This window comes from Paractinoplanes polyasparticus (assembly GCF_019710575.1).
GTDB classification, from domain to species: domain Bacteria; phylum Actinomycetota; class Actinomycetes; order Mycobacteriales; family Micromonosporaceae; genus Actinoplanes; species Actinoplanes polyasparticus.
This window is the reverse complement of sequence record NZ_JAHWFK010000011.1, coordinates 112,324-139,039: the sequence shown is the minus strand read 5'-3', so window position 1 is coordinate 139,039 and position 26,716 is coordinate 112,324. Positions and strand designations below refer to the sequence as shown.

At 71.9% G+C, this 26,716-nt stretch carries 26 protein-coding genes; 19 read left to right on the top strand and 7 right to left on the bottom strand.

Annotated features, from left to right (window positions below; all coding sequences use genetic code 11):
* Positions 1–20: 20 nt before the first annotated feature.
* The 6 genes from KXC43_RS14545 (at position 21) to KXC43_RS14520 (ending at position 6,707) form a co-directional block, all read left to right on the top strand.
* Positions 21–3,152, top strand: a complete 3,132-nt coding sequence (locus KXC43_RS14545) for an Rne/Rng family ribonuclease (protein ID WP_221376574.1) — start codon at positions 21–23, stop codon at positions 3,150–3,152.
* A gap of 137 nt (positions 3,153–3,289) precedes the next feature.
* Positions 3,290–3,823 carry a hypothetical protein gene (locus KXC43_RS14540; protein WP_221376573.1) on the top strand — a complete coding sequence of 178 codons (534 nt, stop codon included), beginning with the start codon at positions 3,290–3,292 and terminating at the stop codon, positions 3,821–3,823.
* 173 nt (positions 3,824–3,996) lie between these two features.
* Positions 3,997–4,311, top strand: a complete 315-nt coding sequence (gene rplU, locus KXC43_RS14535; protein ID WP_184953202.1) for a 50S ribosomal protein L21 — start codon at positions 3,997–3,999, stop codon at positions 4,309–4,311.
* A gap of 14 nt (positions 4,312–4,325) precedes the next feature.
* Positions 4,326–4,583, top strand: coding sequence for a 50S ribosomal protein L27 (gene rpmA / locus KXC43_RS14530; protein ID WP_184953201.1), 258 nt, complete (start codon positions 4,326–4,328; stop codon positions 4,581–4,583).
* 154 nt (positions 4,584–4,737) lie between these two features.
* The gene (gene obgE / locus KXC43_RS14525; RefSeq protein ID WP_221376572.1) at positions 4,738–6,234 is read left to right on the top strand and encodes a GTPase ObgE; all 1,497 of its coding nucleotides are present in this window, start codon (positions 4,738–4,740) and stop codon (positions 6,232–6,234) included.
* 56 nt (positions 6,235–6,290) lie between these two features.
* Complete coding sequence (locus KXC43_RS14520; protein WP_221376571.1) at positions 6,291–6,707, top strand: GNAT family N-acetyltransferase; 417 nt, start codon at positions 6,291–6,293, stop codon at positions 6,705–6,707.
* On the opposite strand, the gene trpS is transcribed toward KXC43_RS14520, so the two are convergent.
* Entirely contained in the window at positions 6,696–7,658 is a 963-nt protein-coding gene (gene trpS, locus KXC43_RS14515) for a tryptophan--tRNA ligase (RefSeq protein WP_221376570.1), read from the bottom strand. The two genes, KXC43_RS14520 and trpS, sit on opposite strands and share 12 nt — an antisense overlap.
* A 184-nt stretch (positions 7,659–7,842) precedes the next feature.
* Here trpS and pepN point away from each other — a divergent pair, with 184 nt between their 5' ends.
* Genes pepN through KXC43_RS14485 form a run of 6 tightly spaced genes read left to right on the top strand, consistent with a single transcriptional unit; the run spans position 7,843 to position 13,400 of the window.
* Entirely contained in the window at positions 7,843–10,332 is a 2,490-nt protein-coding gene (gene pepN, locus KXC43_RS14510) for an aminopeptidase N (protein WP_221376569.1), read from the top strand.
* A 57-nt stretch (positions 10,333–10,389) separates the two neighbouring features.
* A complete protein-coding gene (nadD, locus tag KXC43_RS14505) occupies positions 10,390–10,998 on the top strand; it encodes a nicotinate-nucleotide adenylyltransferase (protein WP_221376568.1) in 609 nt (202 codons plus the stop codon).
* Between the two features lie 40 nt (positions 10,999–11,038).
* Positions 11,039–11,428, top strand: coding sequence for a ribosome silencing factor (gene rsfS / locus KXC43_RS14500; protein WP_221376567.1), 390 nt, complete (start codon positions 11,039–11,041; stop codon positions 11,426–11,428).
* Positions 11,425–12,054 (top strand): histidine phosphatase family protein, encoded by a 630-nt coding sequence (locus tag KXC43_RS14495; RefSeq protein ID WP_221376566.1) that lies wholly within the window; start codon positions 11,425–11,427, stop codon positions 12,052–12,054. The genes rsfS and KXC43_RS14495 overlap by 4 nt, the downstream gene beginning before the upstream one ends.
* Positions 12,055–12,094: 40 nt before the next feature.
* Positions 12,095–12,514, top strand: a complete 420-nt coding sequence (locus KXC43_RS14490) for a hypothetical protein (RefSeq protein ID WP_255644070.1) — start codon at positions 12,095–12,097, stop codon at positions 12,512–12,514.
* Positions 12,515–12,551: 37 nt separating this feature from the next.
* Complete coding sequence (locus KXC43_RS14485) at positions 12,552–13,400, top strand: DegV family protein (protein ID WP_221376565.1); 849 nt, start codon at positions 12,552–12,554, stop codon at positions 13,398–13,400.
* On the opposite strand, the gene KXC43_RS14480 is transcribed toward KXC43_RS14485, so the two are convergent.
* Together KXC43_RS14480 and KXC43_RS14475 are read right to left on the bottom strand one after the other, a co-directional pair.
* Complete coding sequence (locus tag KXC43_RS14480; protein ID WP_221376564.1) at positions 13,397–14,407, bottom strand: hypothetical protein; 1,011 nt, start codon at positions 14,405–14,407, stop codon at positions 13,397–13,399. The genes KXC43_RS14485 and KXC43_RS14480 overlap by 4 nt on opposite strands.
* 5 nt (positions 14,408–14,412) lie before the next feature.
* Positions 14,413–15,186 (bottom strand): putative protein N(5)-glutamine methyltransferase, encoded by a 774-nt coding sequence (locus tag KXC43_RS14475; protein ID WP_221376563.1) that lies wholly within the window; start codon positions 15,184–15,186, stop codon positions 14,413–14,415.
* A 1,152-nt stretch (positions 15,187–16,338) separates the two neighbouring features.
* On the opposite strand from KXC43_RS14475, the gene KXC43_RS14470 reads away from it, so the two are divergent.
* The 5 genes from KXC43_RS14470 to KXC43_RS50790 all read left to right on the top strand — a co-directional run bounded on the left by KXC43_RS14470 (position 16,339) and on the right by KXC43_RS50790 (position 23,052).
* Complete coding sequence (locus tag KXC43_RS14470; protein ID WP_221376562.1) at positions 16,339–17,259, top strand: ComEA family DNA-binding protein; 921 nt, start codon at positions 16,339–16,341, stop codon at positions 17,257–17,259.
* A gap of 256 nt (positions 17,260–17,515) precedes the next feature.
* Complete coding sequence (locus tag KXC43_RS14465; protein WP_438870889.1) at positions 17,516–20,137, top strand: ComEC/Rec2 family competence protein; 2,622 nt, start codon at positions 17,516–17,518, stop codon at positions 20,135–20,137.
* 437 nt (positions 20,138–20,574) lie between these two features.
* Positions 20,575–21,123: a GNAT family N-acetyltransferase gene (locus KXC43_RS14460; RefSeq protein WP_221376561.1), complete on the top strand. Its 549-nt coding sequence runs from the start codon at positions 20,575–20,577 to the stop codon at positions 21,121–21,123.
* A 424-nt stretch (positions 21,124–21,547) separates the two neighbouring features.
* Positions 21,548–22,528, top strand: a complete 981-nt coding sequence (holA, locus tag KXC43_RS14455) for a DNA polymerase III subunit delta (RefSeq protein WP_221376560.1) — start codon at positions 21,548–21,550, stop codon at positions 22,526–22,528.
* Positions 22,525–23,052, top strand: a complete 528-nt coding sequence (locus KXC43_RS50790; protein ID WP_255644068.1) for a hypothetical protein — start codon at positions 22,525–22,527, stop codon at positions 23,050–23,052. Before holA ends, KXC43_RS50790 begins: the two co-directional genes overlap by 4 nt.
* On the opposite strand, the gene KXC43_RS14445 is transcribed toward KXC43_RS50790, so the two are convergent.
* From KXC43_RS14445 to KXC43_RS14430, 4 genes are all read right to left on the bottom strand, one after another.
* Positions 22,976–23,461, bottom strand: a complete 486-nt coding sequence (locus tag KXC43_RS14445; protein ID WP_221376559.1) for an SRPBCC family protein — start codon at positions 23,459–23,461, stop codon at positions 22,976–22,978. The two genes, KXC43_RS50790 and KXC43_RS14445, sit on opposite strands and share 77 nt — an antisense overlap.
* Before the next feature lie 34 nt (positions 23,462–23,495).
* Positions 23,496–23,741: a hypothetical protein gene (locus KXC43_RS14440; RefSeq protein WP_221376558.1), complete on the bottom strand. Its 246-nt coding sequence runs from the start codon at positions 23,739–23,741 to the stop codon at positions 23,496–23,498.
* A 104-nt stretch (positions 23,742–23,845) separates the two neighbouring features.
* Positions 23,846–24,112 carry a 30S ribosomal protein S20 gene (rpsT, locus tag KXC43_RS14435; RefSeq protein ID WP_221376557.1) on the bottom strand — a complete coding sequence of 89 codons (267 nt, stop codon included), beginning with the start codon at positions 24,110–24,112 and terminating at the stop codon, positions 23,846–23,848.
* A 143-nt stretch (positions 24,113–24,255) separates the two neighbouring features.
* Positions 24,256–25,224 (bottom strand): phosphotransferase family protein, encoded by a 969-nt coding sequence (locus KXC43_RS14430; protein ID WP_221376556.1) that lies wholly within the window; start codon positions 25,222–25,224, stop codon positions 24,256–24,258.
* A gap of 54 nt (positions 25,225–25,278) precedes the next feature.
* Between KXC43_RS14430 and KXC43_RS14425 the strand changes: the two genes are divergently transcribed.
* Both KXC43_RS14425 and KXC43_RS14420 read left to right on the top strand, forming a co-directional pair.
* Entirely contained in the window at positions 25,279–25,812 is a 534-nt protein-coding gene (locus tag KXC43_RS14425) for a DUF4240 domain-containing protein (protein ID WP_221376555.1), read from the top strand.
* Positions 25,813–25,862: 50 nt separating this feature from the next.
* On the top strand, positions 25,863–26,663 hold the full coding sequence (locus KXC43_RS14420; RefSeq protein ID WP_221376554.1) for an MOSC domain-containing protein: 801 nt from the start codon (positions 25,863–25,865) through the stop codon (positions 26,661–26,663).
* The last annotated feature ends 53 nt before the right edge of the window (positions 26,664–26,716 follow it).

The following is a 26,716-nucleotide window of genomic DNA, read 5'->3' as shown; positions in this document are numbered from 1 at the left end:
CCAGAACTGGAGAGCGCCCCATGCTCGATAACGAGCCCCAAGACAACTTGGGAGAACAGGGCGGTGAAGGGGCCGGAGCAGCCGCTCCGCCCGAGACCGCCGCAACTGCTACCCCCGCGCGCAAGCGTGCCCCCCGCCGCAAGGCAGCGGCGCCAGCCGCCGAGTCCGAGGCAGCACCGGCTGCGGGTCCGTCCGACCCCGTCGCCGCCGTCCACGAGTCACCGGCTGCCTTCGAGGAGCCCGCGCCGCCCGTCAAGAAGGCGACGCGGGCCCGTAAGAAGGCCGCCGCGCCGGCGGTCGCTCCGGCCGAGGCGGAGTCCGCCGCCGAAGAGGTCGCGCCGCCCGTCAAGGCCACCCGCACCCGGGCCCGCAAGAAGGCTGCCCCGCCCGCCCCGGTGGAGGAGCCGGTCGTCGCCGCGCCGGTTGCGATCGAGCCCTTGATCGAGGGCCGGCAGCCGGTCGTCGAGGACGAGGCCGTCGAGGTCGCTGAGGCGGCCGAGGGCACCCCGATCATCGGAGTGATCCCGCTCGACGCCGACTTCGTCGAGACCGAGGCGCCCGCTCCGCGCCGTGGCCGCCGCGCCGCGGCCCTGCCCCCGGCTGTGCTGTTCATGCCGCCCGAGGCCACTGAGACCACTCCGGCGCCGGCCCGCCGGTCGCGCCGGGGCGCCGCCGTGCCGCCCGTGGTCGCCGAGACGCTCGAGACCCCGCCGGTCGCCGAGGCTGAGACCGCGGTGGCCGAGGTCCCGGCCGTCGTGACCGAGGAGCCGGCCGAGGGCGCCCGTCGCAGCCGGCGCCGCCGTCGCGGCGCCGCCGACGAGCCCGCCGAGGCCCCCGCGGCCGAGGTCACGGCCCCGCCCGCCGACGAGGCGGTCGACGAGACCGACGAGAGCGCCGACGACGTCGAGGACGGCGACGACGAGGCCGACGATGACGACGACACCGCGGCCGGCCGCCGCCGCCGTCGCCGGGGCCGCCGTGGCCGTGGCCGCGGCAAGGGCCCTGCCGAGGACGGCGAGCAGGACGAGGCCGAGGAAGGCGCCGAGGCGTCGGCCGAGGAGGAGTCCGAGGACGAGGAAGAGGGCGACGAGGGCGACGGCGTGACCCGTCGTCGCCGCCGCCGGCGCCGCAAGGGCTCGAGCGGTGACGCCGAGACCGGCGGCATCGAGGACGGCGTGCACACCGTCGTGCGGGTGCGCGAGCCCCGCCGCACCTCCGACGAGGTGCAGGGCGTCTCGGGCTCGACCCGGCTCGAGGCCAAGCGTCAGCGCCGCCGCGACGGCCGTGAGCAGCGCCGGACCCGTCCGCCGATCCTGAGCGAGTCGGAGTTCCTGGCCCGCCGCGAGGCGGTCGACCGGGTGATGGTCGTGCGCCAGAAGCCCGACCGCACCCAGATCGCCGTGATGGAAGACGGCATCCTGGTCGAGCACTACGTCTCGCGCAGCACCTCCGGCACCATGGTCGGCAACGTGTACCTCGGCAAGGTGCAGAACGTGCTGCCCAGCATGGAGGCGGCGTTCGTCGACATCGGCCGCGGCCGCAACGCGGTGCTCTACGCCGGCGAGGTCAACTGGGACGCCACCGGGCTCGAGGGCCGGGCCCGCTCGATCGAGCAGGCGCTGCGCTCCGGCGACTCGGTGCTGGTGCAGGTGACCAAGGACCCGATCGGGCACAAGGGCGCCCGGCTGAGCAGCCACATCGCGCTCTCCGGCCGGCACCTGGTCTACGTGCCCAACGGCAACGCCTCCGGGATCAGCCGCAAGCTGCCCGACAACGAGCGCAAGCGCCTCCGGGACGTGCTGAAGAAGCTGGTGCCCGACGGCGCCGGCGTCATCGTGCGCACGGCGGCCGAGGGCGCCAGCGAGGACGACCTCGCCCGTGACGTCAAGCGTCTCCAGGCGCAGTGGGAGGAGATCCAGCGCAAGTCGGCCGAGGGCCACGCGCCGGTCGCCCTCTCCGAGGAGCCCGACCTGGTCATCCGGGTCGTCCGGGACCTCTTCAACGAGGACTTCCGCGAGCTGATCGTGCAGGGCGACTCGGCGTACGGCGAGCTCGAGAACTACCTCAACTCGGTCTCGCCCGACCTGCTCGAGCGCATGCACCGTTACACCGGCACCGGGGACGTCTTCGCCGACAAGCGCATCGACGAGCAGATCCTCAAGGGTCTGGACCGCAAGGTGTTCCTGCCCTCGGGCGGCCACCTGGTCTTCGACCGCACCGAGGCCATGACGGTGGTCGACGTCAACACGGGCAAGTACACCGGCGCGGGCGGCAACCTCGAGGAGACGGTCACCCGTAACAACCTCGAGGCGGCCGAGGAGATCGTCCGGCAGCTGCGGCTGCGCGACCTCGGCGGCATCGTGGTCATCGACTTCATCGACATGGTGCTCGAGAGCAACCGCGAGCTGGTGCTGCGGCGGCTCACCGAGTGCCTGGGCCGCGACCGCACCAAGCACCAGGTCACCGAGATCACCTCGCTCGGCCTGGTGCAGATGACCCGCAAGCGGATCGGCTCGGGCCTGCTCGAGGCGTTCAGCGAGACCTGTGAGCACTGCAAGGGCCGCGGGGTGCTGATCCACACCGAGCCGGTGCCCGAGAAGCGCTCCAACGGCAGTGGCGCCGGGAACCAGGTCAAGGCGGTCGCCGCGGCGGCCCGGACCGAGACCGCCCCGGCCCAGCAGCAGCAGCCGAGCGGCAAGTCGCGGCGTCGTCGTGGCGGCGGCGGCGACACCGTGGTCGCCGAGCCCGTCTCGGAGCCGGTGGTGCCGGACCCGATCCGGGACGAGCTGCCGGACATCGAGGTCGAGCCCGACGAGCCGATCGAGATCGTGACCGACGCGGTGCGGCACGAGGGCGACGACCCGGCGGCCGAGACCGCTGGCCTGCCCCCGGTGGCCGGCTCGGGCATCGTGACCGGCCGGGCGCCTGTCACCAACGCGGACCCCGAGGACGACTACGACATCAGCGGCTACGACCTGTCGCGGTACGAGGCGCCGGCGCCGGCCGCCGAGGTGGAGCCGCTCCAGCTCACCGGGTCCGACGACCCGGACGCGGCCGAGGATGAGGACGAGGACGAGGACGAGCCGGTGGGGGCGGGCGCCGGACGACGCCGCTCGCGGCGGGGCGGCACGCGGAGGCGTACGCGACCCTGATCCTGCCCTTCCGGATCAACAAAGGATCGACAGGAGCGGTTTGGTAAAGAAAGTTAACTGCCAAGCCGCTCCTTTCCGTCTCCGTCGGTTACCCTCGCGGGATCGATCAGCCTTTCCCCCGAGGAGACCGAGCCCCGATGTTCCGAATCCCCCTGATCCGGGGCCTCGCCGTGTGCGTGGCGCTGGGTTCTCTCACCGCGACGGCCGCCTGTTCCTCGTCCTCCGGCGATTCGTCCGGCGCCGCGTCCTCCGGCTCGGCCGTGACTGCCCCGCCGCCGGTCGCTGTGCCCCCCGCTCCGGTCGACCCGTCCGTGGCGGCCAAGGCCGACGCCGAGCTCTCCGGCAACACCAAAGAGATCTGCGCCCAGGCCGAGCGCGCGAGCACCAGCTTCGGTGAGATCTTCATCGCCGACCTCAAGCTGCAGATCGACGCCGCGAGCAAGGGCGAGCAGGCCAAGCGGCAGGCCGCCGAGAAGGTCTCGCGCGACGTCCGGAACTACTCGTTCGCGCTGGCCGACATGGCCGGGCTGACCACCGATCCCACCCTGAAGAAGGCTTTGACCGAGATGAGTGCGCAGGTCAAAGCCCTGAAAGGGGACGTCACCAAGATCAACGCTGAAAAGATGTCGGCCCTCACGGCCCGGCTCGACAAGGCGTGCGGCCGGGGCTGATCAGGCCCCGGTTTGGGATCGGAGCGCCTGATGAAGTACTCTTTCTGCTGGCGCTTTTCCAGGCGCCGTGCTTCCGTGCCCGCCCCCTTTTTCGAGGGGCCGAGAGCCGGAATCTCAGCTTCATCCGCCAAGCAGCGGTCAACGCTGCGTAAGTCTCAGGGAGTCCGCGTCCGATGTACGCGATCGTCAAGACCGGCGGCAAGCAGTACAAGGTTGCCGAGGGCGACGTGATCGAGGTCGAGAAGCTCGCGGGTGTGCCCGGCGACTCGCTGACGCTCGCCGCAGTCCTCCTCGTCGACGGTGACAACCTGGTGACCGACGCGGCCAAGCTTGCCAAGGTGACGGTGTCCGGCGAGATCGCCGAGCACACCAAGGGTCCGAAGATCCGGATCCACAAGTTCAAGAACAAGACCGGTTACCACAAGCGTCAGGGGCACCGTCAGCCGCTGACCAAGATCAAGGTCACCGGCATCAAGAGCGGGAAGTAAGGGGCGGATCACTCATGGCTCACAAAAAGGGTGCATCCAGCTCGCGCAACGGCCGTGACTCCGCCGCTCAGCGGCTCGGTGTCAAGCGGTTCGGCGGCCAGCTGGTCAGCGCCGGCGAGATCCTGATCCGCCAGCGCGGCACGAAGTTCCACCCGGGCGACCTGGTCGGCCGCGGCGGCGACGACACGCTGTTCGCTCTGGCGACCGGCAATGTGCTGTTCGGCACGAAGCGCGGTCGCAAGACCGTCAGCATCGTTCCGGCGGCGGAGTAAAGTTTCTTCGAAGCGGGCCGCGGACCTTTCGGGGTCCGTGGCCCGCTTTGTGTTTTCCGCCTCCGCGTCCGCGCGGCCGGCGGTTCTGTCGAGGAACAAGCCCGCCTGAGGCCGGCGTTGACACCTCGGGACATCTTTGGCAAGGAGTTGAGCAGTGACCACGTTCGTCGACCGCGTCGTGCTGCACCTGCAAGCGGGTGACGGCGGGCACGGCTGCGTCTCGGTGCGCCGCGAGAAGTTCAAGCCGCTGGGCGGGCCCGACGGTGGCAACGGTGGGCACGGCGGCGGGATCACTCTGGTGGTCGACCCGCAGATCCATACGCTGCTCGACTTCCACTTCCACGGGCACGTCAAGGCGTCCAACGGCGGCGGCGGCGCGGGCGCCAACCGCGACGGCGCCAACGGCAAGGACCTCGTGCTCAAGGTGCCCGACGGCACGGTCGTGCTGAACGCCGACGGCGAGGTGCTGGCCGACCTGATCGGCGAGGGAACCACCTTCGAGGTGGCGCGGGGCGGACGCGGCGGCCGGGGCAACGCCTCGCTGGCCAACACTCGCCGCAAGGTGCCCGGCTTCGCCGAACTGGGCGAGCCCGGTGACAGCCTCGACGCGGTGCTCGAGCTCAAGAGCGTCGCCGACGTGGGTCTGGTCGGTTTCCCCTCGGCCGGCAAGTCGTCGCTCATCTCGGTCATCTCCGCGGCCAAGCCCAAGATCGCCGACTACCCGTTCACCACGCTGGTGCCCAACCTCGGCGTGGTGCAGGCGGGCGACCAGACCTTCACCGTGGCCGACGTGCCCGGCCTGATCCCGGGCGCGGCCACCGGCAAGGGCCTGGGCATGCAGTTCCTGCGGCACATCGAGCGCACCTCGGTGCTGGTGCACGTGCTCGACTCGGCGGCGCTCGAGATCGAGCGAGACCCGCTGGCCGACCTCGACGCGATCGAGGCCGAGCTGTCGGCGTACGGCGGCCTGGAGGACAGGCCGCGGCTGGTCGTGCTCAACAAGATCGATATCCCGGACGGGCGTGACCTGGCCGAGATGGTGCGGCCCGACATCGAGGCCCGCGGCTACCGCGTCTTCGAGGTCAGCGCGGTCACCCGCGAGGGCCTCAAGGAACTGATCTTCGCCCTCGCCGAGACGGTCGCCCAGCACCGCCTGGACAAGCCGGCGCCCGAGCCCAGCCGGGCCATCGTGCGTCCGCGCGCGGTCGACGAGTCCGGCTTCACCGTCGAGCGGGACAGTGAGGGTGTCTTCGTGGTGAGCGGGCCCAAGGTCGAGCGCTGGGTCCGCCAGACGAACTTCGACAACGACGAGGCCGTGGGTTATCTGGCCGACCGGCTCGACCGGCTCGGCGTCGAGGACATGCTGGGCAAGAAGGGCGCCAAGGCGGGCGATCCGGTGCGCATCGGCGATCGCGAGTTCGACTGGCAGCCCAACGCCGGCGAGTTCGTGTCGGGCCCCCGCGGCACCGACGCCCGCCTCGAGGACGACGATGCCCGCGCCAGCGCCGCCGAGCGCCTGGCGGCCCGCAAGGCCCGCCGCGTGCGCTCGGACGACGAGCTGTTGCACATGTCGGCCGACGGCACGGTCACGAGCGTGGCCAACGCCCATCGGCCGGTCCTCGTGACAGATGACGAGGACACCGACGAATAGGGCGTAGTCCAGCTCGGCGCAACCCTGCGGCAAGGGTGGCCGCCTAGGGTCACAACGTGTTGATCGAAGCCAGGCCCGCCCTGGACCCCGAGCTGGCCGCCCTCGTGGTGGCCCAGCTGCACGAGGGCGGCCAGAGTTTCGCGCCGGACGACCGTGCCGCGTACTTCGTGGCGGTCGTCGACGGCCGGGCCGTGGCCTGCGGCGCCTGGCAGCCGCTGCCCGAGGTCGGCGTGGCCGAGATCAAGCGGATGTACGTGCGACCCGCCTTCCGGGGGCGCGGCATCGCCCGTCAGATGATCGTCACGCTCGAGGAGGAGGCGCTCGTCGCGGGCCGCCCGGTGATCCGACTGACCGCCGGGGTCACCTCGCCCGCGGCGATCGCCCTCTACCGGTCCTCGGGCTACGAGCGCGTCCCGATCTGCGAGCCGGCCGCGTTCTGCTTCGAGAAGCGGCTGACCGCCTCAGTCCAGTAGGCCGAGGGCGGCGCGGGTACGCCGCACGGTCTCGGCAGCGCGTGGCTGCACCCAGGCCTTGCCCTCGGCCAGGATCTTGCGTACGTGACCCGGGTCCTCCGACAACTCGGCGTAACGCGCCCGGATCGGCCCCAGCACCGACTCGACCGCGTCCGTGACCTCGCGTTTCAGCGCGCCGTAGGACGGGAACGGACCCGGCTCCCGGTCCGCGCAGGCGCGCAGGATCGCCAGCAGGTTGGTGACGCCGGGCTGCCGCTCCGGGTCGTCACGCACGACGCCCACCGTGTCGGTCACCGCCCGCGCGATGGTCCGGCGGATCACGTCGGGCGGGTCGAGCAGCCCGATCCGGCCGGCCGCCGACGGCGTGCTCTTGCTCATCTTGCGGCCCGGGTCGGCCAGGTCCATGATCCGCGCGGCGTTCTCCGGCCGGATGCCCTCGGGCACCGTGAAGGTCTGGCCGTAGCGGGCGTTGAACCTGGTCGCGATGGTGCGGGTGAGTTCCAGGTGCTGGCTCTGGTCGTCGCCGACCGGCACCTGGTCGCAGTCGTGGACGAGGATGTCGGCCGCCATGAGCACCGGATAGGTGAGCAGGCTGAGCCGCACAGCCTTGCTGGACGCCGACTTCTCCTTGAACTGGATCATGCGCGCGGCCTCGCCGTAGCCGATCGCGCATTCGAGCAGGTAGTGCAGTTCGCTGTGCTCGGGCACCTGGGAGTTGGCGATGATCGCGGTGCGCCGCGGGTCGACGCCGGCGGCGAGCAGCACTGTCGCGACCTGCAGCGTGTTCGCGCGCAGCTGCCGGGGATCGTGTTCCATGGTGAGCGCGTGGAGATCGGCGATCATGGCGATGGACGGCGTGGCCTGGGCGGCCACCAACGGGCGCATCGCGCCGATCAGGTTGCCCAGGTGCAGGTGGCCGGTCGGCTGGAAGCCGGTGAGGCGGCGGGTCATGGTGGTGTCCTTCCGGGTCAGGACCGCCTTTTCCCGGACATGACAACGGCCGCCCGGGAAGGGGCGGCCGCGAAGATGAGTGCGCGTGTGGGGAAGCCGCCCGTCAGGGCAGCCACCAGCCGAGGTTCGCGAAGCGCATGGGGCCACGATAGCAGCGGTCCGGCTCGTACCGGATGATGGTCGAATGCCGAGCCTGACCCGCGCCGAGGCTACCGCCCGGGCCGCCACCGTCGATGTCCGCGAATACGAGGTCGACCTCGACCTCACCACCGAGGGCGACACCTTCGGTTCCCGCACGGTGGTGCGTTTCGACGCTCACGAGGGCGCATCGACGTTCCTCGAGTTCGAGCCGGTGCGCGCCGGCAAGATGACGCTGAACGGGTCGCCGCTGCCCGACTCGGCGCTCGTCGACGGCCGGCTGCTGCTCACCGGCCTGGCCGACGTCAACGAGCTGGCCGTCGAGGCCGTCATGCGCTACTCGAACACCGGTGAGGGCCTGCACAAATACGTCGACCCGGCGGACGGCTCGGTCTACATCTACCAGCACATGTTCATCAACAACGCGGGCCGGATCCTGCCCGCGTTCGACCAGCCCGACCTCAAGGCGTCGTTCCGGATCACCGTGACGGCGCCCTCGAGCTGGCGGGTCGCCGCCAACGGGCCGCTGCTCTCGGGGACCAACGGGCGGTGGGAGTTCGCGGCCACCAAGCCGATCTCGACCTACCTGTGCTCCCTCATCGCCGGGCCGTACCACGAGGTCACCGACTCGCACGACGGCATCCCGCTGGCCCTCTACGCACGAGCCGCGCTGGCCGGGGCGCTGGAGGCCGAGGCCGCCGAGATCTTCGAGGTCACCAAGCAGTGCTTCGACCGTTACCACGAGATCTTCGACATCCGGTACCCGTTCGGCCACTACCAGCAGGCGTTCGCCCCCGAGTTCAACTTCGGCGCGATGGAGTACCCGGGCCTGGTGGTCTTCCGCGACGAGTTCATCTACCGCTCCGCGGTGACCGACAGCGAGCGCGAGCACCGGGCCAACGTGATCGCCCACGAGATGGCACACATGTGGTTCGGCGACCTGGTGACCATGGCCTGGTGGGACGACCTGTGGCTGAACGAGTCGTTCGCCGAGTACATGGGTACCCGCATCGCGGCCGAGGCGACACGGTTCCCGGGCACCTGGACCACCTTCGCCATGCAGCGCAAGGCCTGGGGTCTGCGCGCCGACCAGCACCCGTCGACCCATCCGGTGGCGCCGGCCGAGGTCTCCGACACCGACCAGGCGCTGCTGAACTTCGACGGCATCTCGTACGCCAAGGGTGCGGCCGTTCTCAAGCAACTGGTCGCCTTCGTGGGCGACGAGGCGTTCCGGACCGGCGTCAACGCGCACTTCGCGGCCCACGCCTACGGCAACGCGACGCTGGCCGACCTGCTCGGCGCGCTGTCCGCGGCCAGCGGGCGCGACCTGACCGCCTGGGCCGACGTCTGGCTGCGCCGGGCCCAGGTCAACACGCTGCGCTCGTCCTTCGAGGTCGACGGTTCCTCGTACTCGTCGGTGGTCATCGAGCAGACCGCGCCCGGCGCCTATCCGACGCTGCGCCCGCACCGGCTCGGGATCGGCCTGTGGGACCGGGCCGACGGCGCCCTCGTCCGGCGCAAGCTGATCGAGGTCGAGGTCGGCGCGACCGGCCGCACCGAGCTGCCCGAGCTCGCCGGCGAGCCGGTGGCCGACCTGCTGCTGCTCAACGACGGTGACCTCACGTACGCGAAGATCCGGCTCGACGAGCAGTCGACCGCCGCCGTGCCGGCCCTGCTGCCCCTGATCGGCGACTCGCTGGCCCGCGCCGTGCTCTGGGCGGCCACGCTCGACGCGGTCGTCGACGGCGAGCGTCCGGTGGCCGAGCTGGTCACGCTGGCGCTGGCCGCGTTGCCGGTCGAGTCCGAGGTGGTGATCGTCGAGGACGTGCTGCGGGCCACCCGCAGCCTGGTCGACCGCTACTCCACCCCCGAGACCCGCCCGGCCGCCCTCGAGCTGGTCGCGCAGGCCGCCGACCGGCTGCTCGCGGTCTCGGAGCCGGGCGGCTCACGCCAGCTGGCCGCGGCCCGCGGACTGATCGGCGCCACCGTCGACATCGCCCGCCTGCGCGACTGGCTCGACGGCGGCGCCGTGCCCGACGGCCTCGCGGTCGACGCCGACCTGCGCTGGCTGATCGTCTACCGCCTGGCCGTGCTCGGTGCGGCCGGCACCGAGGTGATCGACGCCGAGTTCGAGCGTGACCGCAGTGCCACCGGCGAGCAGTGGGCCGCCCGCTGCCGGGCCGCCCGCCCCGACCCCGACGCCAAGGCGCTGGCCTGGGCCGCGATCATCGGGGACGCCGCGCTCTCGAACCGCCTGGTCGAGATGACCGCTTCCGGCTTCTGGCAGGCCGAGCAGCTCGACCTGCTGCGCGACTACGTGCCGCGCTACTTCGCCGAGATGCCCGCCATGATGCGGCTGCGCAGCGGCATGAGCGCCGAGCGTACGGCCGCTGCGGCCTATCCGGGCCTGGTGGTCGAGCAGCGCACCCGCGACCTGGCGGCCGACCTTCTCGCCGACGCTCGTCTCGACCCGATCCTGCGCCGCGTGGTGCTGGACGCGGACGACGATGTCCGCCGGGCTCTGGACGCCCGTTGATCTCCGTTGTCCACCCCGCCCGCCGTCCTTGATCGGAAAAAGACCTATCCTTCACGAATGTCTTCACGGCGGCGGATAGGCATCATGGGCGGGACGTTCGACCCCATCCATCACGGCCACCTGGTCGCGGCGAGCGAGGTGCAGGCACGATTCGACCTGGACGAGGTCGTCTTCGTGCCCACCGGTCAGCCGTACGAGAAGGGCCGGGTCTCGCCGGCCGAGGACCGTTACCTGATGACGGTCATCGCCACCGCGTCCAACCCGGGCTTCCACGTCAGCCGGGCCGACATCGACCGGGACGGCCCCACCTACACGATCGACACCCTGCGTGACATGCGAGCCGTGTTCGGCGCCGACGCCGCGCTCTACTTCATCACCGGCGCGGACGCGCTGAACCGGATCCTGAGCTGGAAGGACGCCCTCGAGATGCTGGCCCTGGCCCATTTCGTGGGCGTCACCCGGCCCGGCTTCGAGCTCACCGACGACCACCTGCCGGACGACAGCGTCACGCTGGTCGAGGTGCCGGCCATGGCGATCTCCTCGACCGCGTGCCGCGACCGCGTGGCCGCCGGTGAGCCGGTCTGGTACCTGGTGCCCGACGGTGTCGTGCAATACATCAACAAGCGGGGCCTCTATCGGGGGTCGGGAAATGTCACACCGGTGTGAGACGCTTGACTGACCAGATTCTCAGACCGAGAGGACTCTCTTGCCCGTCAGCGAACGCGCTCTTGAACTGGCGATGACGGCCGCCCAGGCCGCCGCCGACAAGAAGGCGCAAGACATCGTCGTGATCGATGTCGGCGACCAGCTCTACATCACCGACGCTTTCGTGATCGCCTCCGCGTCCAACGACCGTCAGGTCGTCGCGATCGTCGACGCGGTCGAGGAAGCACTGCTCAACCTCCCCGAGAAGGCAAAGCCCGTCCGTCGCGAGGGCGAGCGCCAGGGCCGGTGGGTGCTGCTCGACTACGTCGACATCGTCATCCACATCCAGCACGCCGAGGAACGCGAGTTCTACGCCCTCGACAAGCTGTGGAAGGACTGCCCGATGATCCCGTTCGTCGACCGCGACCTGGCCGACGCCGAAGCGTCGTGACGAGGCTCATCGTCTGGCGTCACGGCAACACGGACTGGAACGCGGGCAACCGCGTCCAGGGGCAGACCGACGTGTCGCTCAACGACCTCGGCCGCCAGCAGGCCGTCGACGCCGCCGAGCTCCTGGTCAAGCTGAAACCCAGCGCGATCGTCAGCAGCGACCTGCGCCGCTCGGCCGACACCGCAGCGGCGCTGGCCGCGCTCACCGGGCTGTCGATCAGCTACGACAAGCGGCTGCGCGAGCGGTACTTCGGCGCCTGGCAGGGCCACACCATGACCGAGGTGGCTCGGCTCTTTCCCGACCAGCACGCCCGCTGGCAGGCCGGGCAAGAGGTCGGCGGCGACGTCGAATCCCTCGACGAGCTGGGCCGGCGCGTGTCCGACGCGGTGCTCGACGCGGCTGCTCTCGCTCCGCCCGGCGGCACGGTCGTGGTCGCCACGCACGGCGCCGCCGCCCGCCAGGGTGTCGGTCACCTGCTGGGCTGGCCGATCGAGCAGCTGCGCACGCTGCGGGCCCTCCAGAACTGCCACTGGATCGAGCTGACCCTCGACGACAAGCGCGGCTGGCAGGTCGCGGCCTACAACGTCGGCCCGTTCAGCGAGCGCCCGGTGCCACCGCCGGTCTGATCACGGGGAACCGCCGGTGATCCGGTAGCGTCCAAGCATCATGGTGAAACGGACCGTTCCCGCCCTGCTGCTTCTGGTTCTCGCCGCCGGCTGCGCCAACAACGCGACCGACAGCGGCGCCGCAGCACCGGCCGCCGCCCCCTCCCCGTCCGCCTCGGACGTGATCGACCTGCCCCTGCCCTCGGCCAAGACCAGCGGCCCGGCGGGCGAGCCGTCGTCCGGGCGCCCGGCGGCCGGCGGCCAGACCATCACCGGCACGGTGACCGCCGGCGTCGAGCCCAACTGCCTGCTCCTCACCGACAAAGCGGGCTCCCACCTGCTGATCTTCGACGACCCGGCAATGCGCGCCGACGCTGCCGTGGGCAGCAAGGTCAAGATCGTCGGCCAGGCCCAGCCCAACATGATGTCCACCTGCCAGCAGGGCGTGCCGTTCATCGTCGTGTCGGTCGAGAAGGGCTGATTCACCAGGGACGGAGCCGATCGGCTACCGTGCCCGCATGCCCGTCGCGGTCGTCACCGACTCCACCGCGTACCTGCCCGCCGAACTCAGCGGCTCGTATGAGCTGACCGTCGTGCCCCTCACGGTGGTCATCAACGGCGAGGACGGGCTCGAAGGGCTCGAGATCCAGCCGGCCGAGGTGGCCCGGGCGCTGGGTGAGCGCCGCGCCGCGGTCAGCACGTCACGGCCCGCGCCGTCCCAGTTCTCGGCGGCGTACCAGCGGTTGCTCGACGCCGGCGCCGACGGCATCGTCTCGATCCACCTGTCGGCCAAGCTCTCCGGCACCTTCGAGGCGGCCTCTCTGGCCGCGCTCGAGCTGGGGCCGCGCGTCGAGGTGGTCGACAGCGGCACGGCCGGCATGGGGCTGGGATTCGCGGCCCTCGCGGCGGCGGCTGCGGCCCGCGAAGGTCAAGACCTTGATTCCGTACGGCGGGTGGCGGTCGACCACGTTTCGCGGGTGAGCACGCTCTTCTACGTCGACACGCTCGAGTTCCTGCGCCGCGGCGGACGCATCGGGGCGGCGTCGGCGCTGCTCGGCACGGCCCTGTCGGTCAAGCCGATCCTGCACATAGCGGACGGCGCGATCGTGGTCACGGACCGCGTGCGGACGGCCGGGCGGGCGCTGGCGAAGCTCGTCGACCTGGCCGTGGAGGCCTCCGGGGAGGGGGAGGTCGACATCGCCGTGCACCACCTCGAGCAGCCGGACCGGGCGGCAGCGCTGGCCGACGCGATTGCGATGCGGCTGGGGGACAGGCTTCGCGACTGCTACCTGACCGAGGTCGGCGCCGTGGTGGCCGCGCACGTGGGGCCGGGCCTGGCCGGCGTCGTGGTGCACCGCCGCGGCTAGCCGCGCTGCCACCGGATCGGGTTGAGGCCGGTGACCGGTTCCAGGCGGGGAGCCAGCTCGGACCAGGGGATCGTGCGGTCGCCGATGATCACCTCGTCGGCCGTGGGGAGCAGGGACTTCTCGTCCCAGGCGGCCCGGGTGCGCCAGCCGGCGCCGTCGTCACCCACCACCTCCAGGTCGGCCGCGGGCTCGGTGAGGTGGGTGGCCTGGCGGGCGTACTCCTGAACGGCGAGGATGGCCTGAGCACGCTGGACCACGTGGTGCAGGGGATGGCCCGGGTCGGCGGTGTAGGGCACCGTGCAGCCGTTGGCATCACTGACGTACGCCATCGGGGTGATGGGGCGGGCCGACCGGGCGTAGAGCTCCTCGGCCTGGGCGAAGAGGGCCCGCAGGTGAGGGCTGGTCGCCGAGGTGATCAGGAGGGTGCCGCGCTCGGGGACGAACGCCAGCGGCGGCCCGTCGACCTGGGGTGCGAGGCGTTCCAGCCAGTGCTGCAGCAACAGATGCGAGCTCCAGTACGCGTCGCCGTCGTCGACGAAGCGGACGACCTCGGTGGGGGCGCTCTTGAGGGTGGCGCCCACCAGGTTGGACCGGGCCGCCGCGAAGACCTCGTCCGGGCGTACGGCCCAGGTGTCGATCTGTTCCGCGGTGACGTAGGTCATCGCCTCGGGGTGATCGATGACGACGTACTCGAAGAGGTAGGGCAGGGCTGGGCGGCTCAGCGGCGTGCCCGGGGTGCAGCCGCGGAGGACGGGCCGGAGCAGGGGCCGAGCCAGCTGCCAGGTCGGGGGAACGGGGTTGGCGGTCAGCCCGGACAGGTAGCTCTTGACCTGTTTGCGGCTCTTGGCGAGCAGCGGAGCCAGATCGACGATGGACGGCTCTTGCTGGATATTAGGGGCGAAACGGACCTCGAAGGCTCGGGCGTCGTAGCGTACGGCCTTGAAGCCGGCCTTGCGCAGCTGCCGCACCACCTGGGTGGCCAACCTGACCCGCGCCAACCTTCGCATCGTCACTAGACCTTCCGGGCCCTGATCACTCGGGCATCGAGATCTTCGTCCCAGATCACCTCGCCGTCCAGACCCGATTTCCGCAGGGCCTCGATCGCCGGCCGTTCCTGGGCTTCGGTGACCTCGGAAAGCAGGACGCCGCCGTCGGCGAGCCAGATGGGAGCGCTCCCGGCGACGCGGCGAAAGATATCAAGACCATCCCGGCCGCCGTCGAGGGCCGTGCGCGGCTCATGATCTCGGGCCTCGGACGGCAGGAACGGGAGGTGGGCGGTGGCCACGTACGGGACGTTGGCCAGCAGGACATCAACGCGGTGATGCAGGGCCGGGGGGAGCGGGGCGAAAAGGTCCCCCTGGTAGACGCGGGGAACGCCGTTGTCGCGGGCGCAGGCGGTGGCGGTGGGGTCGAGGTCGGCGGCGTGCAGTTCGACATGGGGGCGACGGTGACGGACGGCCAGGCCGAGAGCGCCGGAGCCGCAGCAGAGATCGAGCAGCACGCCGGGGTGATGGGCGGCGGCCAGCTCGACCAGCAGCCGGCTGCGGACGCGGGGGACAAAAACGCCGGGCCGCAGGCGTACGCGGATGCCGGCGAAATCGGCGTGACCGACCACCTGCTCCAGGGGCTCGCCGCGAGCCCGGCGGTCGACGAGGACGCCGAGGGTCGCGTCGTCCGAGGCGGCGTCACGCAGGACGGCCACTTCCTCCTCGGCGAAGACGCAACCCGCCGCCCGCAGCCGGACGATGGCCGTGGCCAGCGCGTTCTCGCTCGTCGTCACGCTCATCCCATATCACAGCCCGGCCGGATCGCCGAGTTATCCACAATGCACCTCTGTCCACAGGGGCGGGGTCGCGGGGGCCGGAAACTCCCTAGCGTGCGTGGCGTGCGAGAGCGGAAGCCACCCGACGACGCCGTAGCCCAGAGGCTCCGGTCGGTCCTCGGTCGCCCGGGTCCATCCTTGCCGACGGCTGCCAGCCCTGTTTCCGGCGGTGCGGGGCGGGGGTCCGCCTTCGGGGGCAGGCCTCTGCCGTCCCAGCCGCCGTCGTTCGGTGACGCTCCGCCCGGCTTTGATGCGTCTGTCCCTCCCTCTTCTGGCGTTGGGTCTGCGGCTTTTGGCGTTGCGTCCGCGCCTCCTGGCGTTGGGTCTGCGGCTCCTGGCGTTGCGTCCGCGCCTATTGGCGTTGCGTCCGCGGCTCCTGGCGATGGGCTGGCCGATTTGGCCGAGCTGCGGGAGCCGTTGCAGTGGTCCGACATCATCCCGGCCTGGCCCGACGACGTAAACCTGGAGGCGGCGCCCAGCGCCGTATTTCACCCGGGCCGGTCGGTCGCGCCTCCTGGCCCTGCTGAGCCGGGTGGGCCGGCTCCTCTCGCCTCGGCGGACGGCTATCGGCCGGGGACGCCGTGGGCCACGCCGCCGGCTTCGCACCATCCCGCGGCCGAGGACGCCGGACCGTCAGTGAGCGATCTCGCGTCGAACCACGCCATCGCCTCGACGCCGGCCGTCGTGGCGTCGCCGGATCTCACTCGCCCAGCGGCACTTAACGGGTCGTCTGGCCCGGCTGCGTCGTCTTTCCCTGGTGCCTCACGTGGTCCTGCCTCGTCTGACCCAGCTGTGCCGTCTGGTGCGGCAGCGTTGGCTGGCTCTGTGCGCTCCGGCGGCGCTGCGGCACTTGGGTCTCATGGTCCACCCGGTCGTACCGCGTTGGCTGACCCTGCCGGCCTCGGCGGCTCTGTCGGTTCGGCCGGTTCTGCTGCGGCGGGGCCGGTCGCTGTTTCACCGCCGCCGGTCATTGTGGCGGTGCGGGCGGGCACGAGGGCGTACCCCGTGGTGGGAAGTGCCGATCCTTTGACTTCACACCTGGGAGATCTCATGCCTGAATCCGAGCCGTTGCCGGGCTGGGCCGGTATCCGGACGGCCGTGCCTGTAACGGTGCCAATGCCTGCGCCTGTGCCCGCGCCTCCGGAGCGTCGGCTGCCTCCGGCCGACTGGACGGCCTCGGAGAATGGGACCTACTACGCGCCCGGCCACCCGCTCTATCGCGCGGCCGGCGACGGAATCGCCGAACAGGCGGATGCGGGCTATCCGCCGTCCGAGAGCTACACGTTCGACCCGGCCGCGGAGCGGTTCGAGTTCAGCGGCTCGAATGACTCGAATGCGTCCGAACCGGAGGGGCTGACCGGCGCGGGCGCCTTTGGTGGCACGGAGGACGGCGGTCGCCGGTTCGGGCTGAGCGCCTTCGATCCGGGACGTCGCGGCGTTCGTGCCCTGGCTGCCGTCGCCGCCGTGGTGATTCTGATTGCAGCCGTGCTGGCGTGGCGCTCGCGGCCCCAGATCGATCCCGTCGCGCCGCCTCCGCTCGGCGCTGTCCAGTCGGAAAGCGGCGACGAACCGTCCGCTGCGGTCCGTGGGCCGTCCTCTGCCGCCAGCGAGGTGGTCGTCGCGGTGGGTGGCAAGGTCCGCCGGCCCGGCCTGGTTCGCCTGGCGCCCGGAGCCCGGGTCGCCGACGCCCTGACCGCCGCGGGCGGTGCGGATCCGGGCGTCGACGTGGCCGTGTTGAACCTTGCCCGCAAGGTGATCGACGGCGAACTCATCATGGTCGGCGTGACTCCGCCTCCGGGTGTCGTCCAGCCCTCCGGCCCGGCCGCTTCCGGCCCCGGCGCGGGCACCCCGCTCAACCTGAACACAGCCACCCTCGCCGACCTTGACCAGCTGCCGGGCGTGGGCCCGGTGCTGGCCCAGCGCATCCTCGATGCCCGCGACGCCCAGGGCGGCTTCCGCGCGGTCGGCGATCTCCGCAAGGTCGACGGCATCGGCGACGCCCGCTACGACCAGCTCAAAGACCTGGTAACGGTATGACCGCCGGCCTCGGCGCTCGCAACCTGACCGGTGTTCGGCTTGCCGCGTGCCTCGCCGGCCGACGTCGTCCACATGAGCGACTCATCCGCCTACGAGCCGCAGCCCAGCGGGCTGGGTGGGCCTCGGCCGTCGTGTGCCTTTTATCGGGCTGTGCCGTGCCACCTCAGCTCGGCGCAAGGGCTGGCTCTTGCTCGGCCTCCGTGTGCCTTCTAACGGGCTGTGCTGCGCCACCTCAGCCGGGCGCGAGGGCTGGTTCATGAGCGGGGATCGTGGCGACTCGGGCCGGGACCGGAGGCCTTCCGAGGCGAAGGGCCGCTTCGGCGGGCGGGACGTCGTGGATTTGCGGCTGGCGGGCTTTGCCGTGGCGGTGTGGATGTCGGCGCTGGCAGCCCTCTACCTGTCGGCTCGCACGGGCTTGCTGATCGGAGCGGGTGCGCTGGCCCTCGCGGCTGCGTTGGTCCTGGCCACGCGGCGGGCGACCCACTCCGAGTCCAGAGCACGGGAGGGGCCGGAGAGGTCGGACGACGCGGGTCGGCAGGTAGACGCTGCGCTTGGCCGGCGGTCGGATTTCGCTTCGCCGGGGGAAACCGACCGTTCGCGGGTGCGGTCCGGTTCGGCGGTTGTGGGCGGTAGTGCGCGAGGGCGGTCCGATTTCATGCGTGTGCGAGCGGGTGGGGGGCGGGGTGCCGCGAGCGGCGCGGGTTGGGTCGGGGCTGGGCGGTGGGTGGGGGTTGCGGTTCTGCTGGGGGTGGGTTGTGGGGCCGTGGCTACGGCGGCCCGGGTGAGTGTTCGGGAGGCGCGGGGGCTGGTCGCGCTGGTCGAGGCGGGGGATCCGGTGTGGATGCGGATGGTCGTGCGCGACGATCCGCGGGCCGCTCGAGGGTCGGTGGGGCGGCCGCCGACGTACATCGTGGCGGTCGATCTCGAAGCGGTTCGGGCGGAAGGGACTGGCGGGCTGCGGCTCTCGGCGCGGGCTCTGGTGCTGGGCAGCGATCCGGGGTGGCGGGGGCTGCTGCCGGGGCAGCGGGTGACGGCCAAGGGCAAGTTGCTGCCGCCGCGCGGTGGGGATCTGCGGGCCGTGGTGGCCTCGGTGCGGGAGGCGCCGGCCCTGGTCGGGCGGCCGTCGTGGGCGCAACGGGCCGCGGGCGTGCTGCGAGCGGGGCTTCAGCGGGCCTGCGAGCCGCTTCCCGACCTGCCCGGCGGGCTGCTACCGGGTCTGGTCGTGGGCGACACCAGTCGGCTCGACCCGGGGCTGGAGGAGGACTTTCGTACGACCGGAATGACCCACTTGAATGCTGTTTCGGGGGCTAATGTCGCTATTTTGCTGGGGGTGGTGCTCTTCGCCGTGCGGCGGACGCGGGCCGGGCCGGTCGTCACTGCGGTGATCTGTGCGATGGCGCTCGTCGGGTTCGTGATCCTCGCGCGGCCGTCGCCCAGCGTGGTGCGGGCGGCGGCGATGGGCGCCATCGGGCTGATCGGGCTGGCTTCGGGACGGCGGCGGGCGGCACTGCCTGCGCTGGCGGCCGGCGTGGCGGTGCTGGTCGTGGCCGACCCGGAGCTGGCGTCGGACGCGGGCTTCGCGCTGTCGGTGCTGGCCACCTCGGGATTGCTGCTGTTGGCTCCGGTCTGGCGGGACGGGCTACGCCGCCGGGGATGCCCGGCGGGCCTGGCCGAGGCGCTCGCCGTTCCCGCGGCGGCGCAGGTGGCGTGCGGGCCGGTGGTGGCGGGGCTGTCCGGCACGATCAGCATCGTCGCCGTTCCCGCCAACCTTCTGGCCGTCCCGGCCATCGCGCCGGCGACGCTGTTCGGGGTCACCGCGGCTGTCATCTCGCCGGTCTGGCCGGCCGGGGCCGAGTTCGCCGCCTGGCTGGGGCACTGGCCGGCGCAGTGGCTGGTGCTGCTCGCGACCTACGGCGCGCGGGTGCCTGCCGGTGCGTTGCCGTGGCCGGGCGGGCTCACCGGCGCGCTGCTGCTCGCGGTGATCACCGTCGGACTGCTGATCGCCACGCGCCGGCCGTTGATCCGGAAGCTGGTCACGGTGGTGGCACTCGGGGGCGTGCTGGGCGCCCTGCCCGTCCGGTTGCTCGCTTCGGGCTGGCCGCCACCCGACTGGGTCGTGGTCGCGTGCGCGGTGGGACAGGGCGACGCGATCGTGCTGCCGGCGGGAGCGGGGCGCGCGGTCGTCGTCGACGCCGGCCCGGAGCCGAACGCTGTCGACCACTGCCTGCGGCGTCTCGGGGTGCGGCAGGTCGCGCTGTTCGTGGTCAGCCACTTCCATGCCGACCACATCGGCGGCGTCGCCGGGGTCATCCGGGGCCGGGACCTGCGCGGAGTGGTCGGACCGGACTGGCCGGAACCGCCCGCCGGCCGGGCCGCGGTCGCCGAGGCGGCCGGGCGGGTGCCTGTGCACGCGGTGCGCGCCGGATGGACGTACGCGGTCGGTGGTCTGCGGTTGACGGTGCTCGGGCCGGTCGAGCCGCTGCGGGGCACCAACTCGGACCCGAACAACAACTCACTCGTGCTGCGCGCCGAAGTGGACGGCCGGACGATCCTGCTGCCCGGCGACGCCGAGACGGAGGAACAGGAGGACATGCTCGATCGCCTCGGCCCCGGTGCCATGCGGGCCGACGTGCTGAAGGTTTCCCACCACGGCTCGAGCTATCAGTCGCCGCGGTTCATCGACGAGATCCGGCCGTCGGTGGCGCTGGTGTCGGTCGGGCTGGGCAACGACTACGGCCATCCGAACGTCCCGCTGATGGCGCGGCTGTCCCGGGGCGGTGCGCGCGTCCTGCGTACGGATCAGTCGGGTGACCTCGCTGCGGTGGCCACCGGCCGTGGCCTGGCCGTCGTGGCGCGTGGCGACCCGCCGAGGCCGTGAGCCGCAGTGGCTGACGGCTGCGGTTGGCGGTAGTCGTGTGCGGGGATCCGCCGAGGCCGTGGGTTGCGGTGCCCAATGGCCGTCGTCGCGCCGGGGGACCCGCCGGGGCAGTGAGTGCAGTGGCTGACGGCTGCGGTCCTGGCGCGTGGGGACCTGCCGGGGCCAGCCTTCCGCGTACGCCAGGGCGACCTCGACGGTCGGTTCGAGGCCGGCGATGCAGCGGTCGGCCAGCAGCCGTGCGGCTCACCGCCACCCTGCCGCGCCCGTGCGCCGCGGTGGGTAACGGTCGTCGCGTGCAGCGACCCGCTGAGGCCGTGCGTCGCGGTGAGCGCCGGCGACGGCCTGGTCGGCGGCGCGGTGAGGGCCGGCTTCGGCTGGTCGCTGCACGCGGGGACCCGCTCAGGGTCTGACCTGGCTGGTCGCCGGACAATGCCGGGATGGAGCGAGAGACGATCAGCGCCGGCGGCATTCGGTTGCGCCCGTTCGAGGAGTCGGACATTGCCTGGGTGGACGCGGTTTCGCGGGATCCGCTCGTCCAGAAGTACGTCCAGGTTCCGGTTCCGTACCGCAGGAGCGACGCCGAGTACTTCGTCCGCGAGATGTGCATGGAGGGGTGGGACTCCGGCCGCCGGGCCGAGTTCGTGGTCGAGTCGGCCGGCGACGGGGCGGGACGGCGTCTCGGGCGGATGGGGCTCGGGCTGGACGGAGCGGGTGCGGGGCAGATCGGTTACTGGATGGACCCGGCGGCCCGGGGTAGTGGGGTGGCGACGGCGGCGGCGCGGGCGTTGTGCGGGTGGGCGTTTGGAACGCTCGGGCTGGGCCTTGTCGAGTGGCGGGCCGAGGTCGGCAACGTGGCGTCGCGGCGGGTGGCTGAGAAGGCCGGGTTCACCGTCGAGGCCGTTCTGCGGCAGCGGCTCGTGCACCGGGGCGCCCGGGTGGACGCCTGGGTCGGCTCGATGCTCCCGTCCGAGTTGCCGCAGGACTGACTCGCGGTGGGGCGCGCCGACACGGCTGCCGCGGGACTGGCTAGCGACGGGGCGCGCCTGCAGCGCTTCGCGCGGCACTCACGCCTGCGGTGGGAATGGCTAGCGAGGGGGCGCGTCGGCACGGCTGCGGTGGCTACTGGCTGGCGATGGGGCGCGCCGACTCCCCTGCGGCGGGGACTGGCTGGTGGCATGGCGCGCCGACACGCCCGGGTTAGTCCTTTCAGGTGGGAGTTGTAGCTAATGATGGGGATTGATGGGCGATCGGATACGTGTGAGTGGGCCGCGGAGACATTCAGCCTGATCGAGCGCCGGGCAGACGGGCGCCGGCATGGCTCGGCGCCGATATGTCTGCTTTCGCATTCCCTGATCCACGAGTCTGCGCTAAGGAGTGAGGCTCGCGGAAACGTCAGCCCTTCGTGCAACGATGTTGGGCGTGAACACCGCGCCTCCCGCCCCGTTGCTGCTCGTCCAAGGCGACGAGGAGCTGCTCTCCGCTCGCGCGGTCACCGCCGCCGTCGATGCGGCCCGGGCGGCCGAGCCGGGCGCCGACGTCCGGGAATACGAGGCCGGTGCCCTGGCCGCCGGTGAGGTGGCCGAGATGCTGAGCCCGTCGCTGTTCGGCGGGCGGCGCGTCCTCGTGATCCGCAGCGGGCAGGACGCGCGGAAGGATCTGATCGCGGCCCTGCTGGCGTACGCGAAGAACCCCGACCCCGACGTCTCGCTGATCGTCACCCACCTGGGCGGGGCCAAGGGCAAGGCGCTGGCCGACGGACTGCGTTCGGCCGGCGCCACCGTCGTGCCGGCCGCGAAGCTCAAAGGCGACCGCGAGCGCATCGCCTTCGTCCGCGACGAGTTCCGGCGCAACGGCGGCCGGTGTGACGAGGCGGCCGCGTCGGCGCTGCTCGCGTCCGTCGGCAACGACCTGCGTGAGATCGCGGCGGCCTGCTCGCAGCTGCTGGCCGACACCGACGGCAAGATCACCGAGGCCGTCGTCGCCCGTTACTACAGGGGGCGGGCCGAGGTCAGCGGGTTCACGGTGGCCGACGCGGCGATGATCGGTGACGTGCCGGGGGCGCTCGAGGCGCTGCGGTGGGCGCTGCACGTCGGCGTCGACCCGGTGCCGATCGCCGACGCGATCGCCGACGGTGTGCGCACGGTGGCCAAGGTGGCCTCGGCCGGGCGCGGAAATCCGTACCAGATGGCCAGCTCGCTCGGCATGCCCGCGTGGAAGATCCAGCGCGCGCAGGAACGCAGCCGCGGCTGGACGCCGGAGGGCTTGGTCGACGCCATGCGCGCGGCCGCCGACTGCAACGCCGCGGTCAAGGGCGGCGCCGAAGACCGTGGCTATGCCTTGGAACAGGCCGTCTTCGCGGTGGCCGCGGCCCGCGCGGGCGGTGCGCGATGAGCCGGCCGCACAGCCCCGAGCCGGTCGGGCACCGGCCGCTCTATGCCCGCATGCTTCGGCTCCGGTTCCTGACGCCCAGCGGGTTCCTCTGCTTCGTGTTCCTCGAGGGCGCGGTCGCGCTGGGCATCCTGCTCGCCCTGGCCGAGCTGGTGAGCTGGTGGGGTGTGCTGGTGCTGCCGGCCACCGTCGCCATCATGGTCAAGCTCAACGACGTGATCGCCGGCTCGCTGGCGCCGCCGTCGGCGCCCGTGGGCGCAAACCTTGGGTCCGGCCTCGGCGCCGTGGCCCGCGCGGCCGGCGCGGAGCATGCGCAGGCGGTGTTCCTACGGCCCGCCGGCGTGCCTCACGAGGTCACCAGCAGCGCGTTCGCGTCCTACGAGGCCCGCGTGGGCGAGGATGCGACCACCCGCCTGCCCGGCGTGATCGACCATGGCCGCGGCGCCCCGATCAAGCGCCCGTGGGCGGAGCGGGCTGAGGCTCAGCAGCAGTGGATCCGCCAGTCCGCCACTCGTCGCTACGAATAGCGCCGATGGCCTCGCGCCACGATTCGAGGTAACGCCCGAACCCGGCGAAGAAGTCCCGCAGGTCGGGCTCGGCCTCGGCGGCCAGCGCCGTGAGGTCGTAGCTCACGGTGACCTCGGTGCCACCGCCGGTCGGGCGCAGGTTGACGAGGACCGTGCCGGCCGTGACGCCGGGGACGACCCTGGCGTAGCGGATCGACTGGCCCGCCACGCGGTCGACGACGACCCACGTCGTGACCTGATCGCGGGTGGTGGTGATGAAGACCGTGCCGGGCTCGGTGTCGTCGATGGGGGACGCCGGGAAGTGCGGCTGCCACCCTTCCGCCCACACCTGCTCGCCGCGCGGTGTGAACAGGTGGAACGCCTGTCGCGGGGGCATCGGTAGGGCAAAACTGCCGGTTGCGGAGGTCATTGCTGCTCCTCAACGCGATGCGCGCTGGTGGCGGTCATTGCCGCTCCTCGAGGCGGTGCGCGTCGGCGGCGGTGAGGCTCAGCCCGTACACGGAACGCAGTTGATCGATTTTGGCCAGAGTCTGCGGTGTGAACGGCGCCTTGCCCTCGAACGCGTGCAGGGTGATGCCCTCGAGCAGCTCGCCGAGGGACATGTCGAGGTATTCGGCCAGGCCCTTCAGAACCTTGAGCGTGTTGCGTTCGAGACGCACGCCCGTCTGGGTTCTCTCGATGTTTACCACGGTACCAAGGTAACACCCGAGACAAAAAGACACCGGGCGCCGCCATGGACTTGAAGTCCGGCGGCGCCCGGAGTGCAGCCTTTACAGGTGCTACCCGCGAAGGATCAGGCGGACAGCGCGGTGATGCGCTTGGCGATGGCCGACTTGCGGTTCGCCGCCTGGTTCTTGTGGATGACGCCCTTGCTCACGGCCTTGTCGAGCTGACGAGAGGCGTCACGCAGCAGCGTCGTCGCGGTCTGCGTGTCGCCGGCCTCGCTCGCCTCATTCAGCTTGCGGATCACGGTCTTCAGCGACGACTTGACCGACTTGTTACGCAGCCGGGCCTTCTCGTTCTGCCGGTTGCGCTTGATCTGGGACTTGATGTTCGCCACGCGACAGCCTTGTCCTGACTAGGTGTTCGGAAAACGGTCTCAGCAGGGTGGTCGCCGCCGCCGACCGGAATCAGCGGACAATGGCGCTTCACCACACGCGAGAATCCACACTACCAGCCGCCCGGCGCGCCGCCAAAACGCCCTCACCAGCTCCGGCGGTCGGCCAGCCAGGCCAGCGCCTGCTCGCCGCTGAAGCGTTGATGCTGGCGGCTGTGCGGGGACGCGCTGCTCGGCCCGCCGTCGGCGCGCACCAGCCAGTAGCCGGCCAGCGCGGCCAGCGCCCCGTCGACGCCCTCGGCCGGCGCGTTCCAGGCCGCCAGGTACCCGTCCGCGTCCAGCCCGCTCGCGAAAGCGGTGACCAGCAGGGTCACGGTGTCGAACCAGGGCGCGCCCAGACACGGCCAGGTCCAGTCGCAGAGCAGAGCGTGGCCGGCCCGGTCGATGAGGACGTTGTCGACCCGCAGGTCGCCGTGCATGAGGGCGTCGCCGGCGACCCGGTCCGGCAGCTCCTGCTCGAGCCGGGCCAAGTGGGCGAGCCGGGTCGGCGCGACGGTGCCGTGGGCCGTGCGGGGCATCGGCTCCCGGCCGGCGGCGATCTCGGTCCACCAGGACATCTCGCCGCGCACGATGTCGGCCAGCGCCGGCACGCCGGCCTCGAGCAGATCGCGGCTCGGAACGGCGAGCGCCTCGGCGGCGGCGGACCAGGCGGAGAGGGCCGCGCGGAGTTCCGGCGGCGACCACGGCAGCGCCGGCACGTGGCCGTCGACCGGTTCGAGGCACAGCACGAAATGGTCGGACTCGACCATCGTCCAGAGCGGCCGGGGAGCGGCCACGGCCGCGGGCAGGCGTGACGTGATGAAGGCCTCACGGGCGTACCAGTCGGAGGTGGGGTCGGGCCGGGGCGCGGCCTTGACGAAGCTGGTCACCCCGTCCGCCGTCGTCACGAGCGCCGCGAACGCCCGGGTGAAGCCGCCGCCCGCGGGTCTCACGGTGACGACCGGCCCGCCGAGGCGGGCCGCGACGGCTGCGCGGAGGCTTTCGGGTAGGTCGGACCAGCCCGGGCGGACCGCGGTGGATCCGTAGGGCACGTCAGGCACCGAAATCGTTCGCACGACCCCATCCTGCCCGGCCGCGTTCTGTCGTACCCCACTGGCAGGATCTGCGGCATGAGAACCGACGACTTCTGGGCAGTCATCAGCCGGGCGACCGCCGACCGGCCCGCCTCGCCCGCCGATGTGGCGCAGCGCGCCGTGGCCGACCTGGCCACCCGCGATCCCGACGAGATCGTGGCCTGGGGTCGTCATCTCGACAAGGTCATGGTGGCCTCCGGCACGCAGGATCTTTGGGCGGCGGCCTATCTGATCAACGGTGGCTGTTCCGAAGAGGGCTTCGACAGCTTCCGCGGCTGGCTGATCGCCCACGGGCGCGACGCGGTGGCCCGGTCGGTGAAGTCTCCCGACTCGCTGGCCGACGTGGCGGTGGTGCGGGCCGCGGCCGACTCGGGCGCGGTCTTCGAGGCCGAAGAGGTGCTGTCCATCGCGGCCGAGGCCTACGCCCAGGCGACCGGCAACGAGTTCCCCGCGTCCGACCGCCCGGTGACCCGGCCCGAGGCCGCCGATCTGTGGGATTTCGACAACGAGGAGGAAATGCAGCGCCGCCTGCCGAAACTCTCCGAACTCTTCCTGGCCCCGCCCGAGTGAGCTGAGAAATGGGTCGAGCCGGTCGGCGCGGTTCGGTCAGACTTCGGCCCATGGAGACTGCGCACGGGGAAGTGGCCTCGGTCAACCAGAACGGCGTCTACTCGTTCACCAAGCCCGCGCGAGACGCGATCGTGTTGGTGGCGGGCCTGGGCGTCGAAGGCGACACGCACGCGGGTGTCCACGTGCGGCACCGGAGCCGCGTCAAGGCCGACGCGGCGCAGCCCAACCTGCGGCAGGTCCACCTGATCCACGAGGAGCTGTTCGCCGACGTCGCGCGGAAGGGCTACGACGTCCAGCCGGGCAACCTGGGCGAGAACGTGACGACCCGCGGCCTGGCCCTGCTCGACCTGCCGGTGGGCACGATCCTGCGCTTCGGCCCACCGCCCGGAAGCGCCGACCGCGCCGAAAGCGCCGACCGCGCCGACCGCCCGGAAAGCGCCAACCGCGCCGACCGCCCGGAAAGCGCCGACCGCGCCGAAAGCGCCGACCGCGCCGGGAACGTGCTGGCCGGTGTGCTGGGAGCGGCGGCCGCGGCGACGCTGAACGAGCCGACCGCCCGCGCCGCCGAGGCGTTGCGGGCCGCGCTCGCGCGCGAGGAGGCGGCCGAGCAGGAACGCGGCCCCGACTCCCGTCCGGCCCTGGTCGTCGCGGGTCTCCGCAATCCCTGCCAGCAGATCAACAACTTCCGGCCGGGCCTGCTGAAAGAGGTGATCGCCCCCGACGAGCACGGCGGCCTCGTGCGCAAGGGCGGGATCATGGCGGTGGTGCTCCGCGGCGGCGTCGTCCGGCCCGGCGACGCCATCACGGCCGAGTTACCGCCTTCCCCGCACGCCCGCCTCGAGCCGGTGTGAGCGGGTGTGAGTGGGCCTTCCGCGCGGACGTGGGACGATAGAGCACGCCGGCG

Excerpts from the sequence above, each read along its gene's own strand:
- KXC43_RS14445 (WP_221376559.1), bottom strand. The coding sequence starts at position 23,461 with ATGACCTCCGCAACCGGCAGTTTTGCCCTACCGATGCCCCCGCGACAG.
- KXC43_RS14475 (WP_221376563.1), bottom strand. The coding sequence starts at position 15,186 with ATGAGCGTGACGACGAGCGAGAACGCGCTGGCCACGGCCATCGTCCGG.
- KXC43_RS14490 (WP_255644070.1), top strand. The coding sequence starts at position 12,095 with ATGGTGAAACGGACCGTTCCCGCCCTGCTGCTTCTGGTTCTCGCCGCC.
- rpmA (WP_184953201.1), top strand. The coding sequence starts at position 4,326 with ATGGCTCACAAAAAGGGTGCATCCAGCTCGCGCAACGGCCGTGACTCC.
- KXC43_RS14470 (WP_221376562.1), top strand. The coding sequence starts at position 16,339 with ATGCCTGCGCCTGTGCCCGCGCCTCCGGAGCGTCGGCTGCCTCCGGCC.
- holA (WP_221376560.1), top strand. The coding sequence starts at position 21,548 with ATGTTGGGCGTGAACACCGCGCCTCCCGCCCCGTTGCTGCTCGTCCAA.
- KXC43_RS14485 (WP_221376565.1), top strand. The coding sequence starts at position 12,552 with ATGCCCGTCGCGGTCGTCACCGACTCCACCGCGTACCTGCCCGCCGAA.
- pepN (WP_221376569.1), top strand. The coding sequence starts at position 7,843 with ATGCCGAGCCTGACCCGCGCCGAGGCTACCGCCCGGGCCGCCACCGTC.
- KXC43_RS14425 (WP_221376555.1), top strand. The coding sequence starts at position 25,279 with ATGAGAACCGACGACTTCTGGGCAGTCATCAGCCGGGCGACCGCCGAC.
- KXC43_RS50790 (WP_255644068.1), top strand. The coding sequence starts at position 22,525 with ATGAGCCGGCCGCACAGCCCCGAGCCGGTCGGGCACCGGCCGCTCTAT.
- KXC43_RS14465 (WP_438870889.1), top strand. The coding sequence starts at position 17,516 with ATGAGCGGGGATCGTGGCGACTCGGGCCGGGACCGGAGGCCTTCCGAG.
- KXC43_RS14540 (WP_221376573.1), top strand. The coding sequence starts at position 3,290 with ATGTTCCGAATCCCCCTGATCCGGGGCCTCGCCGTGTGCGTGGCGCTG.
- KXC43_RS14545 (WP_221376574.1), top strand. The coding sequence starts at position 21 with ATGCTCGATAACGAGCCCCAAGACAACTTGGGAGAACAGGGCGGTGAA.
- KXC43_RS14460 (WP_221376561.1), top strand. The coding sequence starts at position 20,575 with ATGGAGCGAGAGACGATCAGCGCCGGCGGCATTCGGTTGCGCCCGTTC.
- KXC43_RS14480 (WP_221376564.1), bottom strand. The coding sequence starts at position 14,407 with ATGCGAAGGTTGGCGCGGGTCAGGTTGGCCACCCAGGTGGTGCGGCAG.
- KXC43_RS14420 (WP_221376554.1), top strand. The coding sequence starts at position 25,863 with ATGGAGACTGCGCACGGGGAAGTGGCCTCGGTCAACCAGAACGGCGTC.
- trpS (WP_221376570.1), bottom strand. The coding sequence starts at position 7,658 with ATGACCCGCCGCCTCACCGGCTTCCAGCCGACCGGCCACCTGCACCTG.
- nadD (WP_221376568.1), top strand. The coding sequence starts at position 10,390 with ATGTCTTCACGGCGGCGGATAGGCATCATGGGCGGGACGTTCGACCCC.
- rplU (WP_184953202.1), top strand. The coding sequence starts at position 3,997 with ATGTACGCGATCGTCAAGACCGGCGGCAAGCAGTACAAGGTTGCCGAG.